This is a genomic window from Streptomyces sp. NBC_00252, assembly GCF_036187565.1.
Classification (GTDB): Bacteria; Actinomycetota; Actinomycetes; order Streptomycetales; family Streptomycetaceae; genus Streptomyces.
The window spans coordinates 1687609-1701644 of the sequence record NZ_CP108087.1 but is presented as its reverse complement, the minus strand read 5'-3'; the positions used below and the strand labels follow the sequence as shown (position 1 = coordinate 1701644).

The following is a 14036-nucleotide window of genomic DNA, read 5'->3' as shown; positions in this document are numbered from 1 at the left end:
CACGTTCCGTGACGTTCAGGGGTGTGGCTGAGGGGGATCGAGCCCCCGGGAAACGCCCCCGTGATCCGGTCGCGGGTGGGTGGGACACGAACGTCAGGGGCCGGTGGGTAGCGCTACCCACCGGCCCCTGACGTTTTTTCATGACCGCTTCCGATCAGGCGCGATCGGTTCTTTGTCCTTCTTCGGCGTGCCGTCGAGGGGGTTATCGGTCTGTCGTACGAAGCCTCATACCAGAGCGGGACGGTCCCCGGAGGAGTTTGTCAACTGCCCATCGCACCTGATGCGTTGGCGACTACTGTGAGTGTCCGTCGGGCGACGCGGGGCCGAATTCTTCGGCTCTCTCGACCGGCACGCCGATGGCGTATGCCCGAATCGCGCACCCCGCGCGAGCAAACCGGCCCGACGCACCAAGTACGAGGACGCCGATGTCTCAACTCCGTGCACCGGCCGCACGCGCAGACCGCCGTGAGGGCGGCCGGCACGGGCGACCGGCCGCCCGCCCCGTGCCCGCACTGCCCGATACGCACATACGCCCCCAACTCCTGCGCCTCGCCGTGCTGCCGCCCGTGGCGGTCGCGCTGAGCGCCAGCGCGGCCGTGCTGTTCACCGTCCGCTCCACCGGAGCGCGGACCAGCCTCACCCTCTGGGGCGTCCTCGCCGGAGCCACGTCGGTGACGTTCGCCGGCATCCTGATCGCCGCCGTGGCGGCGGGCCGCGCCGCGAGTTCCGTCAGCGACCGCATCGGCGCCCTGCGCCGCAGCAGCGCGCGCGGCGAGGCCGACCTGCGCGACCTGGTCGAGGCGCTCCGCCGGGGCGAGGGCCCGCCGCAGCGCACACCGCGCAGCAGGCCCCCCGGGGACGCCGACGACTTCGACCTCCTCGCCGCCGACCTGGCACACGCGCACGACGGCGCCGTCACCGCCGTCGTCGCGGCCGCCCAGCTCTCCAGCCAGGCGGGCAGCGAACAGAAGGTCGAGGTCTTCGTCAACCTCGCCCGGCGCCTGCAGTCCCTGGTGCACCGGGAGATCTCGATCCTCGACGAGCTGGAGAACGAGATCGAGGACCCCGACCTGCTCAAGGGCCTCTTCCACGTCGACCACCTCGCCACCCGCATCCGCCGCCACGCGGAGAACCTCGCCGTCCTCGGCGGCGCCGTCTCCCGCAGGCAGTGGAGCAACCCGGTCTCCATGACCGAGGTGCTGCGCTCCGCCATCGCCGAGGTCGAGCAGTACTCCCGCGTCAAACTCGTGCCGCCGATCGACGGCACCCTGCGCGGCCATGCCGTCGCCGACGTGATCCACCTGCTGGCCGAACTCGTCGAGAACGCCACGGTGTTCTCCGCTCCGCACACCCAAGTGCTGCTCCGCGTCAACCTCGTCACCTCGGGCCTCGCCGTCGAGGTCGAGGACCGCGGCCTCGGCATGCCCGCCGGTGAACAGAGCCGTATGAACGCCCTGTTGACCGACCCCGACCAGGTCAACGTCGCCAGCCTGCTGGCCGACGGCCGCATCGGGCTGTTCGTCGTCTCCCAACTCGCCCGCCGCCACGGCATCCACGTCCGCCTGCAGACCAACATCTACGGCGGGATGCAGGCCGTACTCGTCGTCCCGCAGGCCCTGTTGGGTACGGCGCAGGGCGCCCCCGGCGCCGTAGGGCAGCCGCAGGACACCCTGGGCGGGGGGCAGCAGCTCGTGCCGCCGCAGCAGATTCCGCAGGGTGGGGCGCAGGGTGGGACCGACGGCGCTGGTCAGCGCGCCGTCGGACAGGGCGCGCCGGGGCGGCACCAGCGTGAGGCCGGGGCGTCGGGGCGGCATCAGCGGCGGGACTCCGTACCGCCCGCCGCGCCCGCGCCGAACGGCGGCGGACCGGTGCCGCTGCCCGTGCGCGGTGCCCACGCGGAGCGCGCGAACCCCTTGGAGGCCGTGCCCGGGATCCGTGCCGACGACCGGCAGACCGTGGCGGAGAACGTGACCGGGGCGCCCGTCCCGCGCGGCGGAGCGGTACGCGGCACGATGGGCAAGCCGCCCCAACTGCCGCGCCGCCGCGCCCAGGAGCACATCGCACCCCAGCTCCGCGACGGCCCGACGCCCCGCCAGGACACCGAGCACCCCGCGGGCCACGACCCGGGCCTGATGGCCGCGTTCCAGCGGGGGATCGGCCTCGCGGAAGCGCAGCAGCACATGGAGGCTGCGGAGGCGGCGGACGGGCCGGTGCCCTCCGATGGTGTCGAGGCCGCGGCACCGCACCTGGCCTCGGACCACATGGCGTCGGACCACACGTCGTCGGCCCACATGGAGTTCCCGCACACCAACGGGACCGACACGACCGGCGGCGTCCACACCGGCGGCGTCTACATGAACGCCCTCCACACGGAGCCCTCCGCCCTGGACGCGAACACCCCCGTGGACCCGGCCCACATGTCGTCGACCCACATGGGCTCCGGCTATATGGACACCGCGCTCCACCGCTACACGGCTCACACGGCGACACCGGACACCGAGACGGACCGCTTCACCCTCGCCCCCCACATGGACGCGGCCCCCATGTCCGAAGCACACAGCCATGTGCCCGGACACGACCACGACCTCACCGCCCGGCACGACGGGAGCGCATCAGCCGGATGACCACGCAGGCCCCCACCCCCACGCCCAGCGTCACCCCCACCCGCGCTCCCGCAGACCTTCGGACCCCAAGGAGTCGATCCACCATGGCGAGCGATGCGCCGACCGGCCAGCCGACCGGCCATGTATCCGACCTCGACTGGCTGATGAGCGGCCTCGTGCAGCGCGTGCCGCACACCACCAGCGCGGTCCTGCTCTCCTGCGACGGGCTCGTGAAGTCGGTTCACGGGCTCGACCCCGACAGCGCGGACCACATGGCGGCCCTGGCCTCCGGGCTGTACTCCCTCGGCCGGAGCGCGGGCGTCCGCTTCGGTGACGGCGGAGACGTCCGGCAGGTCGTCGTCGAACTCGACTCGACGCTCCTCTTCGTCACCACCGCGGGCTCCGGCACCTGTCTCGCCGTGCTGGCCGGCCGCGAGGCCGACGCGGCCGTCCTCGGCTACGAGATGGCGATGCTGGTCAAGAGCGTCCGCCCCTACCTCGTGACCGCGCCCCGGCAGCATGCCGTCGATTCCCCTGCGATGAGGCCTTGAGCGTGGCGACGGCCGGCGACGGGCCTTGGTTGGACGACGCGGCCGGACGTCTTGTGCGCCCCTTCACGGTCAGCAACGGCCGCACCCGGCCCTCCGTCGCGCTGGACCTCCTGTCGCAGGTGATGGCCACCGGAGCCACCCCCCTCGGCTACCTCGGACCCGAGCACGCACAGGCTCTCGACCTGTGCCGCGCGCCCGTCTCGGTCGCCGAGGTCGCCGCCCACCTCAAGCTGCCGGCCGCGGTCACCAAGGTGCTGCTGTCGGACCTCGTCGACTGCGGGGCGCTGACCACCAAGCCACCCGAGTTCCACCACAACCCCACTGACCGGTCTCTTCTGGAGGCAGTGCTCGATGGACTACGACGACAGCTCTGACTACGAGAGCGGCCACGATCCCTTCCCCACCGCGCTGAAGATCCTGGTGGCGGGCGGCTTCGGCGTCGGCAAGACGACCTTCGTCGGCGCGGTGAGCGAGATCGCGCCGCTCAGCACGGAGGAGCTGCTCACCACGGTCAGTGCCGCGACCGACGATCTCGAAGGCATCGAGAACAAGGTCGAGACGACCGTGGCGATGGACTTCGGCCGGATCACCCTCGACCCGGAACATGTGCTCTACCTGTTCGGTACGCCCGGACAGGAGCGGTTCTGGTTCATGTGGGACGAGCTGTCCGAGGGCGCCCTCGGCGCGGTCATCCTCGCCGACACCCGCCGCCTGGAGGAGTGCTTCGCGGCCGTCGACTTCTTCGAACAGCGCGGCCTCGGCTTCATCGTCGCGATCAACGAGTTCGACGGCTCCTACCGCTACGACCCCGAGGAGGTGCGCGCCGCCATCGATCTCGACCCCGGTATCCCGGTCGTCCGCTGCGACGCGCGGATCTCCAGTTCGGGTGTCCAGACCCTGCTGACCCTCGTACGCCATCTCATCGCCCACGCCCCGGCCCATGCGCCCAGCCATGGTGCCCACATGTGATCCCCGCACACCGCCACGGAGGTCCTGTATGCCAAACGTCCACCTGGACGGAGTTCGCCCATGAGCTACGACCCGCCGCGTCCGGCCGGTCGTCTGCTGCTCACGCCCGAGGACAAGGAGGCCCCTCAACGGAGGCGCAGACTGAGAGGGTTGGGACTCGGGGCGCACCCGGACCCGGCGCTCGACGCCTTCGCGGACCATCTCGCCGACCTGACCGGGGCGCCGTACGCCATGGTCAACTTCATCGACGAGAACCGGCAGTTCTTCGCCGGTCTGCACACGCCGGGCGGTGTCGGACTGCCCCGGCCCGTGTCGGGAGGGGAGCATGCCAAGCCCGAGGTGGGGCGGCAGCTGGCGCGTGACTATGGGTTCTGCCCCCATGTGGTGGTCAGACGTAAGGCATTGGTGTTGGAGGACGTCTGCGACTATCCGCGGTTCGCGGGCAATCCGGTCGTCGACGAGTTCGGCATCCGCTCCTATCTGGGGGCGCCGCTCATCGACTCCACGGGGATGGTGCTGGGCACCGTGTGTGTCGTCGACACGGAACCGCGGCCGTGGGGGAAGCCGGGCCTGGAGACGATCAAGTCGACGGCGGCGGAGCTGGTGGCCCGGATCGAACTGCTCGCCGGGGGATAGGCGACCGGTCGTATAGTTGCCGTATGGGCAGGACCAGTGATGCCGGAGAGAAGATCCTCGCCGCCGGGCGGTCGCTCTTCGAGGCGCGCGGGTACTCGGCGCTCGGGGTGGCCGAGATCTGCAAGGCGGCCGGGGTGCCGAAGGGCAGCTTCTACTACTTCTACGCGTCCAAGGAGGCCCTCGCGCTGGCCGTCGTCGATCAGCACTGGGCGGACCAGCGACGGGAGTGGACGCGCATCCTCGGCGGAGGCGGTGACGGTCCCCAACCGCTCGACAGGCTACGGCAGTTGTTCGAGGAGACGGAGGCCGGGCAGCACGCCGTGCAGCAGGGCCGCGGGACCGTGCCGGGCTGTCTGTTCGGCAACCTCAGCCTGGAGATGAGCAACCAGACCGAGGCCGTCCGCGCGCGGTTGCAGGAGATCTTCGACGCCCAGGTCGAGATGGTCGCCGCGGTCGTCGACGAGGCGCGTGAGCGCGGGCAGGTCACCGTCGACGACTCCCGGGAGGCGGCGCGTTCGGTCGTCGCGCAGTTGGAGGGCCAGGTGCTGTTCGCGAAGCTGTACAACAACACCGGCCGCCTGAGCCCCCTGTGGGCCAACTGCCTGGCCCTGCTCGGAGCCCGCACCGCCTGATCAGCGACCGGCGGACCGTACGTCCCGGGCGGGCAGGGACTGTCGTACCGCCACCGTTTGACGACGTGGGAGGCCGAGCCGCAGGACGGCGGCCGCGACGGCCGCGGCGAGGACCACGGCGGCGGCCAGGAGCAGGGCCGGGCGGTATCCGTCGTGCAGGAGTGGGGCCACGGCGAGGGGACCGAGGATCTGGCCGACGGAGTAGCCGGCGGTCAACAGGGCCACGGAGCGCGGGAATTGCAGCTCCGCGCCGGCGCCCAGTGCGAGTGTGCTGACCCCGATGAAGGTCGCGCCGAACAGCACCGCCGAGACCAGGGCAGCCGCCACCCCGCCCACCAGCGCGGGCAGCGCGATCCCGACCGCCTGGATCACCAGCGCCCCGCACAGCAGCCCGGGCCGCGACCAACGCCGCCCGAGCCGCGCCCACAACGCCGACGACGGTACGGCCGCCAGTCCTACGAGCACCCAGGCGCCGCTGCCGATCCAGCCAGGGGAACTCTGCCCGATCGCGGCGACCAGGAAGGTCCCGGCGACGATGTAGCCGACGCCCTCCAGGGTGTAGCTCGCGAACAGCGCGCCGAACCAGGGGTCAACCACCTTGTCGGGGGGGTCGGTTGAGGGTGCGGGCGGCGTCTCGGGCCGTAGATTCCACGCGGCGGTCGCGAGGGCCGCGGCGAGGGCGGCCGAGGACCACCACGCGACCTGCCAGTCCGCGACCGAGCGCAGGGCGAGGACCAGCACACCGGAGAGCGCGATGCCGGCGCCCACGCCGCCGAAGCCCCAACCGGGCATGTGGGGCGGGTGGTTGCGCAGATGGCTGAGGAGCGAGCTGACCGCGACGACGAAGATCAGCGCGCTCGCCACCCCTGCCAGCAGACGGAGTGCGATCCATGCCGTGGTGCTGTGGGTGGCGGGCATCGCGGCCAGCGTGCCGGTCAGCAGGACGAACGAGCCGCGCAGGACCGTGCGGGAGCGGACCAGGGCGGGGAGGAGGGTGCCCGCGAGGGCGCCGAGGAGGTAGCCGACGTAGTTGGCGGTGGCCAGGTGGGCGCCAGCGGCGGTGGAGAGCCCGGCCTGCGTGTGCATCAGCGGGAGGATCGGGGTGTAGACGAAGCGTCCGACCCCCATGCCCGCCGCAAGGGCCGCGGCGACCCGCGTGACGTGGCTCCAGGGGGAGCGCAGGGGGCCCTCCGCCCGGGGCGCGGGGACCGGGGCGTTACGGCTCATGCTGATGAAATCCCTTATGGGTAGGGCGAGTCACTCCGTGTAGCCGGGGTCGTTCGGGTGCGGTTCCAGCGGGGTGACGGCGAAGGTCATCCACGCGTGCAGGGGCAGGGTGCCGAGCACCTTCTCGTGGAGTTCCTGCTCGTCGGCCGCGCGCCAGACCCCGATGCTGCGCCGCTCGCCGACCGGGCGCCACAGGCGGCCCAGATGGCCGGTCGCGGCCAGTTCGCGGGCGCGGTCGGCCTCGGCGGCGCGACGCCGGTCGACCTCCTCCGGAGGTGTGCCCTCGGGGATCGTCGTGGTGATCTCGACCAGGAACTCTCGCAGCATGATCTCGCTCCGTTCGGGACCGCGTGGCAGGGCTGGGTCTCTGTGCCTTCATCGTGGCCCGTGACCGGCCCGCGCGCCACGACAGGCTCGCTCCCTGCTGAGAGGCTCGGCCTCCCAGCCCGCGTAGCATGACGGACGTGGAGCTGCGCCAACTGAGGTACTTCGTCGCCGTCGCCGAGGAGCTGAACTTCGGCCGGGCCGCCGACCGCCTCCTGATCGCAGGCCCCTCCCTTTCCCAGCAGATCAAGGCCCTCGAACGCGACCTGGGCGTACGGCTCTTCGACCGCGACCGCCGCTCGGTCGCCCTCACCCCGGCCGGCGCCGCCCTCCTCCCGCACACCCGCGCCCTGCTGGAGCGGGCCGACGACCTCAGGCGCCGCGCCGGACGGCTCGCGGGCTCGGAGGCGGTCCGGCTCGGCTACGTCAACTGGCTTCCCGCGGACCTGACGTCGCGTACCGCCGGGGTGGCGCAGGTGCACGTCGACGCGTGGGTCGCGCCCTCGCACACCCAGGCCGCCCGGGTCGCGGACGGCAGCCTGGACCTCGCCGTCTGCTGGGTGCGGGACGCGGATCTGAACCGGCACGGGCTGCGCGCCCGGCTGCTGGGCGCCGACCGGCTGTACGCCGTGTCCACGGGCACCGACACCGGTGACGTGCGGGCCCGGGACACCACCGTCCTCCTCGACGACGACACCAATTCCTGGTCGTCCTGGAACGACTACGCCGAGCAGCTCGCCCACGACACCGGGGCGCAGTCCGTGCCCATCTCCGACGGCGGGATCACCGGCCCCGCGTTCTTCGACCACGTCCGCCGCAGCCGCCGCCCGGTCGTCAACTCGCCCAAGGGGCAGACCACTTCACTCCCGTCCGACCTGGTGCGCCGCGAGATCGCCGGGCCGTCCGTCCACTGGACCTGGTCGCTGGTGTGGCGCGGGAGCGAGACGCGCACGGCCGTGCTCGCCGCCGTGGACGCGCTCTGCGAGGGTGTCGGCGACCTCGGGCTGCGCGCCCCCGACGTCTGGCTGCCCGAGGGCGACCCGCACCGCTGACGTGGGCTGGGAGGCAGGGCCTTCCAGCAGCGAGGAATCCGGTCCTGGGAAAACCCCGTCTGACCTTTGCTTTTCCCGCTAGGGCTCGCCTAGCTTCTCGGATAGGCGACCGGTCGGCTAGTAAACGGCTCGGCCGGAAGCGCCTCCTCCACTGCCGCCACTTCCGAGAAGGTCCTCATGAGCTCTCAGACCCAGAAGGTCGCGATCGTCACCGGTGCCTCGCAGGGCATCGGAGCCGGCGTCGTCGACGCGTACCGCAAGCTCGGGTACGCGGTCGTCGCCACCTCGCGCACCATCGCCCCCGCCGACGACACGGACGTCCTGACCGTCCAGGGCGACATCGCCGACCCTGCCACCGCCGAGCGGGTCGTCGCCGCCGCGATCGAGCGGTTCGGCCGCGTGGACACGCTGGTCAACAACGCGGGCGTGTTCGTCGCCAAGCCGTTCACCGACTACACCGCCGACGACTACGCGACCGTGGTCGGCATCAACCTCACCGGGTTCTTCCGGATCACCCAGCTCGCCGTCGGGCACATGCTCGCCCAGGGCGGCGGCCACATCGTCAACGTCACCACCAGCCTGGTCGACAACGCCGACGCCCGCGTCCCCTCCGCCCTGGCCTCACTCACCAAGGGCGGCCTGCAGTCCGCCACCAAGTCCCTCGCCATCGAGTACGCCGGCCGGGGCATCCGCGTCAACGCCGTGTCGCCCGGCACCATCAAGACCCCCATGCACCCGGAGGAGTCCCACACGGGCCTCGCCCAGCTGCATCCGGTCGGCCGTATGGGCGAGATCGACGACATCGTCGACGCCGTGGTGTTTCTGGAGAACGCCCCCTTCGTCACCGGCGAGATCCTGCATGTCGACGGCGGTATGAGCGCCGGTCACTGAGAAAGGTCGACGGAGATGAACAGCACGAACGACGACGAAGCCGTCCTGCGCGGCGTCCTGGACCCCTGGAAAGCGGCCGTGGACGCCCATGAACCGGAGGAGGTGGCCCGGCTCTTCACCGAGGACGCGATCTTCCAGGGCCTGCACCCCTACAGCGTCGGCAGGAAGGGCATCGCCGAGTACTACGACTCCCAACCCCTGGGAATGGTGGCCCGGTTCGAGATCGTGGAGACCCGGCGGTACGCCGATGACCTCGTACTCGGCTATCTGGACACGGAGTTCACGTTCACCGACCGGCCGCCGGTCGACGTGAAGCTCGCCGTGCTGGTGCAGCGGGTGGCGGACGGCTGGTCCATCGCCCACTACCAGGTGTCGCGGCTCCGACCGCTGTGAAGGAAAGCTGCGGCACGGCTTAAGAAAACCTCGATGGACCCGGGCGCCCCGGTGGGGCAGATTGCTAACAGAATCCACCCCACCCCCGGAACGGGCTCGTTCGGCGTGCCCGCGCCCGGAACCTCACCCTCAGGAGCCGTTGCGTTGAAGGCGCTGGTCAAGGAGAAGGCGGAGCCCGGGCTGTGGCTCGCGGACGTCCCGGAGCCCGCCGTCGGGACCGGCGACGTACTGATCAAGGTCCTGCGGACCGGGATCTGCGGCACCGACCTGCACATCCGCAACTGGGACGGCTGGGCGCAGCAGACGATCCGCACGCCGCTGGTGCTCGGCCACGAGTTCGTGGGCGAGGTCGTGGAGACCGGCCGGGACGTCGCCGACATCGCCGTCGGTGAACTGGTCAGCGGCGAGGGCCACTTGGTGTGCGGCAAGTGCCGCAACTGCCTCGCCGGGCGCCGTCACCTGTGCCGGGCCACGGTCGGGCTCGGCGTCGGCCGGGACGGGGCGTTCGCGGAGTACGTCGTGCTGCCCGCCGCCAACGTGTGGGTGCACCGCGTCCCCGTCGACCTCGATGTCGCCGCGATCTTCGACCCGTTCGGCAACGCCGTGCACACCGCGCTGTCCTTCCCGCTCGTCGGCGAGGACGTGCTGATCACCGGCGCGGGCCCGATCGGCTTGATGGCGGCGGCAGTTGCCCGGCACGCCGGTGCGCGGAACGTCGTGGTCACCGATGTGAGCGAGGAACGCCTCGCCCTCGCCCGCAAGATAGGCGTGAGCCTCGCCCTGAACGTGACGGACGCTCAGATCGCCGACGGCCAGCGCGAGTTGGGCCTCCGAGAGGGCTTCGACATCGGTCTGGAGATGTCCGGCCGCCCCGAGGCGATGCGCGACATGATCGCCAACATGACGCACGGCGGCCGGATCGCCATGCTCGGCCTGCCCGCCGAGGAGTTCCCGGTCGACTGGTCCCGCATCGTCACCTCCATGCTCACCATCAAGGGCATCTACGGCCGTGAGATGTTCGAGACGTGGTACGCCATGTCGGTCCTGCTGGAGGGCGGCCTCGACCTCGCGCCCGTGATCACCGGCCGGTACGGGCACCGTGACTTCGAGGCGGCGTTCGCGGACGCCGCGAGCGGCAAGGGCGGCAAGGTCATCCTGGACTGGACCGCGTAAGCGCCCTCCGGGCCGCGTAACTCCCTTTCGGTGAAGGAACTTTAGGAGCTTCCCCCATGTTCGACTCCGTGCGCGACGACCTCCGCACCACCCTCGACGAGATCCGCGCCGCCGGGCTGCACAAGCCCGAGCGCGTGATCGGCTCGCCGCAGTCCGCGACGGTGAACGTCACCGCGGGCGGGCGTCCCGGCGAGGTCCTCAACTTCTGCGCCAACAACTACCTCGGCCTCGCCGACCACCCCGAGGTCGTCGCCGCGGCCCACGCTGCCCTCGACCGCTGGGGCTACGGCATGGCGTCCGTACGCTTCATCTGCGGCACGCAGGAGGTCCACAAGGAGCTGGAGGCCCGCCTCTCCACCTTCCTAGGCCAGGAGGACACGATCCTCTACTCCTCCTGCTTCGACGCCAACGGCGGTGTCTTCGAAACCCTGCTGGGCCCGGAGGACGCGGTCATCTCCGACGCCCTCAACCACGCCTCGATCATCGACGGCATCCGCCTCTCCAAGGCCCGCCGACTGCGCTACGCCAACCGTGACATGGCCGATCTGGAACAGCAGCTGAAGGAGGCGTCCGGCGCCCGGCGCAAGCTGATCGTCACCGACGGCGTCTTCTCCATGGACGGTTACGTCGCACCGCTCCGCGACATCTGCGACCTCGCCGACCGCTACGACGCGATGGTCATGGTCGACGACTCCCACGCCGTCGGTTTCGTCGGCCCCGGCGGCCGCGGCACCCCCGAGCTGCACGGCGTCATGGACCGCGTCGACATCATCACCGGCACGCTCGGCAAGGCACTCGGCGGCGCCTCCGGCGGCTACGTCGCCGCCCGCGCGGAGATCGTCGCGCTGCTGCGCCAGCGCTCCCGGCCGTACCTCTTCTCGAACACCCTCGCCCCGGTGATCGCCGCGGCCTCCCTCAAGGTGCTCGACCTGCTGGAGTCCGCGGACGACCTGCGCGTCCAACTCGCGGAGAACACCGCCCTGTTCCGCCGGAGGATGACCGAGGAGGGGTTCGACATCCTCCCCGGGGACCACGCCATCGCCCCCGTGATGATCGGCGACGCGGCGGTGGCCGGACGGATGGCGGAGCTGCTGCTGGAGCAGGGCGTCTACGTGATCGGGTTCTCGTATCCGGTGGTACCGCAGGGGGCGGCCCGTATCCGGGTCCAGCTGTCGGCGGCGCACTCCACGGAGGACGTGAACCGGGCGGTGGACGCGTTCGTCGCCGCGCGGGCCGAGCTGGCGGGGTGACGTCGGGGACTGAGCCTCTGGGGGAGGGGCTGCCCTTTGGGAGGGGCTGCGCTGGAGGGTGAGGTCAGGCTCGTGCGGCCCCTCAGGCCGGGCTCGTCCGTCCCCTCGGGCAGGGCGCGGCCGCCCCTCCACCCCGGCCGCGCCCACACCCTCGGACATATTGCGATAATCGGTCCCATGATCGAAGCGCGGCGGCTCCACATCCTCCGTGCGGTGGCCGACCACCGCACCGTGACGGCGGCAGCCGCCGCGTTGTACCTCACCCCCTCGGCGGTCTCGCAGCAGCTCGCCGCGCTGGAGCAGGAGACCGGGCACCGGCTGGTCGAGCGCGGCGCGAAGGGCGTACGGCTGACCCCTGCCGGTGAGATCCTGCTCAGCCACACCAACGTGGTCCTGGCCCAGCTGGAGCGGGCCGAGGCGGAGCTCGCCGCGTACAGCTCGGGCGCGGCCGGCACGGTCACCGTCGCCGCGTTCGCGACCGGAATCGCGGAGGTCGTGGCGCCCGCGGTGACCCGTCTCTCCCGCCTCGCCCCCGGCATCCGCATCCGCGTCCAGGACGCCGAGGGCGACGCCAGTCTGCCGATGGTGCTGGACCGGCAGGTGGACGTCGCCGTCGCCGTCGAGTACCGGGGCGCCCCGCCCGCCGACGACCCGCGACTGACCCATCTCCCGCTCTACGCCGAGCCGTTCGACGCCGTCGTCCCGGTCACCCACCGCCTCGCCGACGCCGACGAGGTCCCCCTCGCCGAACTGGCCAAGGACCCCTGGATCGGCCCCTACCCGGGCAACCCCTGCCACGAGGTCGTCGTCCTGGCCTGCGAGAACGCCGGATTCCAGCCCCGCCTGGAACACTCCTCGGACGACTTCCGCGCCGTGGTCGCCCTCGCCTCGGCCGACGCGGGCGTGGCCCTCGTCCCCCGCTCCGCACTGCGCGGCATGGACCTGACCGGAGTCGTCGTCCGCCCCGTCGACGGCGTCGCCCCGACCCGCCGCGTCTTCGCCGCCGTACGCCGCGGCACGGAGGAGCACCCGCTGATCCGCCCGGTTCTGGACGCGCTGGAGGAAGTGGCCCGGACGTAACCTCGCCGTCTCATATCCGGGATACCGTCCCGAATATGAAACCGGACGAGGCGTTGACCGCCGTAGACACCACGGATCCCTTGGCCGCGTCGGACCCCATGGACGCCAGGCTCGGCGCCCGGCTGGCCGCTCTGCGGGCCGAACGCGGCTGGTCCCTGGGCGAGTTGGCGGAGCGCAGCGGGGTGAGCCGCTCGACGCTCTCCCGCGCCGAACGCGCCGAGATCAGCCCCACCGCCTCCCTCCTCAACCGCCTCTGCGGGGTCTACGGCCGCACCATGTCCCACCTCCTCAGCGAGGTGGAGGCCGAACCCGCCCTGCTGGTCCGCGCCGCCGAGCAACCGGTGTGGGAGGACCGCGCCTCCGGTTTCGTACGACGGTCCGTGTCGCCCCCGCACACCGGGCTGCGCGGCGAACTCGTCGAGGGACGGCTTCGCGCGGGCGCCGACATCGCCTACGACCGGCCGCCCGTGCCCGGCCTCGAACAGCACATCTGGGTCCTGGAGGGCGCCCTCGCGGTGACGGCGCAGGACGCCGAGCACGAGCTGGACGCCGGTGACTGTCTGCGGTTGCGGGTGTGGGGGCCGACGCGGTTCCGGTGCCCGGGGCCCGACGATGTGCGCTACGCACTGGCGGTGGTGCTGCCGTGAAGGTGACGGTACGGCGTCTGGAAGCGCCCCAACTCATCGCTGCAGTCGACGAGTTGACGGACCTGCTGATCGACACCGTGGAGGGCGGTGCCTCGATCGGGTTCCTCGCGCCGCTCGATCGCACGGCTGCCGTCGACTGGTGGCGGGAGCGCGCCGACGCGGTGGCCGCCGGGCACCTCGCCGTCTGGGTGGCGCTGCGCGGGGACCGGATCGTCGGCACGGTGAGCCTGGCCTTCCCGGCCAAGCCCAACAGCCGCCACCGCGCCGAACTGGTCAAGCTGATGGTCCACCGGGAGGCCAGAGGCGAGGGTCTCGGCCGCCGGCTCCTGACCGTCGCGGAGGACGCGGCCGTCGCTGTCGGCATCACCCTTCTTCACCTCGACACCGAGACCGACAGTCCCGCCGAACACCTGTACCGCTCCACCGGCTGGACCCGGGCCGGCGTCATCCCGGACTACGCGGCGAGCCCGGACGGGGTGCTGCGGCCGACGACGCTCTACTACAAGCGGGTGGGCACGGGCGCGGAGGCGGACACTGCCGGGCGGCTCGTCGCGATGGACGGTCCGCTTACGTGAGGGCAGCCATCCTCACCAGGTGATTGTCAGCGG

Annotated in this window: 16 protein-coding genes; 14 read left to right on the top strand and 2 right to left on the bottom strand. The window is 71.7% G+C overall.

All coding sequences use genetic code 11. The annotated features are described in order from the left end of the window. The first annotated feature begins 425 nt into the window (after positions 1-425). The 6 genes from OHT77_RS07420 to OHT77_RS07395 all read left to right on the top strand — a co-directional run bounded on the left by OHT77_RS07420 (position 426) and on the right by OHT77_RS07395 (position 5391). Positions 426-2624, top strand: a complete 2199-nt coding sequence (locus tag OHT77_RS07420; protein WP_328827229.1) for an ATP-binding protein — start codon at positions 426-428, stop codon at positions 2622-2624. 83 nt (positions 2625-2707) lie between these two features. Continuing rightward, positions 2708-3154: a roadblock/LC7 domain-containing protein gene (locus OHT77_RS07415; protein WP_266766511.1), complete on the top strand. Its 447-nt coding sequence runs from the start codon at positions 2708-2710 to the stop codon at positions 3152-3154. 2 nt (positions 3155-3156) lie between these two features. Next, entirely contained in the window at positions 3157-3528 is a 372-nt protein-coding gene (locus OHT77_RS07410) for a DUF742 domain-containing protein (protein WP_033281763.1), read from the top strand. After that, positions 3506-4123, top strand: a complete 618-nt coding sequence (locus tag OHT77_RS07405; RefSeq protein WP_033281764.1) for a GTP-binding protein — start codon at positions 3506-3508, stop codon at positions 4121-4123. Before OHT77_RS07410 ends, OHT77_RS07405 begins: the two co-directional genes overlap by 23 nt. Positions 4124-4183: 60 nt before the next feature. Beyond that, a complete protein-coding gene (locus OHT77_RS07400; protein WP_328827228.1) occupies positions 4184-4759 on the top strand; it encodes a GAF domain-containing protein in 576 nt (191 codons plus the stop codon). Positions 4760-4782: 23 nt separating this feature from the next. Further along, on the top strand, positions 4783-5391 hold the full coding sequence (locus tag OHT77_RS07395) for a TetR/AcrR family transcriptional regulator (RefSeq protein ID WP_328827227.1): 609 nt from the start codon (positions 4783-4785) through the stop codon (positions 5389-5391). On the opposite strand, the gene OHT77_RS07390 is transcribed toward OHT77_RS07395, so the two are convergent. Both OHT77_RS07390 and OHT77_RS07385 read right to left on the bottom strand, forming a co-directional pair. Beyond that, a complete protein-coding gene (locus tag OHT77_RS07390) occupies positions 5392-6618 on the bottom strand; it encodes a YbfB/YjiJ family MFS transporter (protein WP_328827226.1) in 1227 nt (408 codons plus the stop codon). It lies immediately after the preceding gene. Between the two features lie 30 nt (positions 6619-6648). Beyond that, complete coding sequence (locus OHT77_RS07385) at positions 6649-6942, bottom strand: muconolactone Delta-isomerase family protein (RefSeq protein ID WP_328834181.1); 294 nt, start codon at positions 6940-6942, stop codon at positions 6649-6651. 131 nt (positions 6943-7073) lie between these two features. On the opposite strand from OHT77_RS07385, the gene OHT77_RS07380 reads away from it, so the two are divergent. From OHT77_RS07380 to OHT77_RS07345, 8 genes are all read left to right on the top strand, one after another. Further along, positions 7074-7994: a LysR family transcriptional regulator gene (locus OHT77_RS07380; protein WP_328827225.1), complete on the top strand. Its 921-nt coding sequence runs from the start codon at positions 7074-7076 to the stop codon at positions 7992-7994. A gap of 177 nt (positions 7995-8171) precedes the next feature. Next, a complete protein-coding gene (locus OHT77_RS07375) occupies positions 8172-8885 on the top strand; it encodes an SDR family NAD(P)-dependent oxidoreductase (protein ID WP_328827224.1) in 714 nt (237 codons plus the stop codon). A gap of 15 nt (positions 8886-8900) precedes the next feature. Beyond that, entirely contained in the window at positions 8901-9278 is a 378-nt protein-coding gene (locus OHT77_RS07370; RefSeq protein WP_328827222.1) for a YybH family protein, read from the top strand. 144 nt (positions 9279-9422) lie between these two features. Then, positions 9423-10451: an L-threonine 3-dehydrogenase gene (gene tdh / locus OHT77_RS07365; RefSeq protein WP_328827221.1), complete on the top strand. Its 1029-nt coding sequence runs from the start codon at positions 9423-9425 to the stop codon at positions 10449-10451. 56 nt (positions 10452-10507) lie between these two features. Continuing rightward, positions 10508-11701: a glycine C-acetyltransferase gene (locus tag OHT77_RS07360; RefSeq protein WP_328827220.1), complete on the top strand. Its 1194-nt coding sequence runs from the start codon at positions 10508-10510 to the stop codon at positions 11699-11701. 177 nt (positions 11702-11878) lie between these two features. Continuing rightward, positions 11879-12781, top strand: a complete 903-nt coding sequence (locus tag OHT77_RS07355; RefSeq protein ID WP_266766502.1) for a LysR family transcriptional regulator — start codon at positions 11879-11881, stop codon at positions 12779-12781. A 35-nt stretch (positions 12782-12816) separates the two neighbouring features. Beyond that, complete coding sequence (locus OHT77_RS07350; RefSeq protein WP_328827219.1) at positions 12817-13428, top strand: helix-turn-helix domain-containing protein; 612 nt, start codon at positions 12817-12819, stop codon at positions 13426-13428. 2 nt (positions 13429-13430) lie between these two features. Next, complete coding sequence (locus OHT77_RS07345; protein WP_328834180.1) at positions 13431-14003, top strand: GNAT family N-acetyltransferase; 573 nt, start codon at positions 13431-13433, stop codon at positions 14001-14003. The last annotated feature ends 33 nt before the right edge of the window (positions 14004-14036 follow it).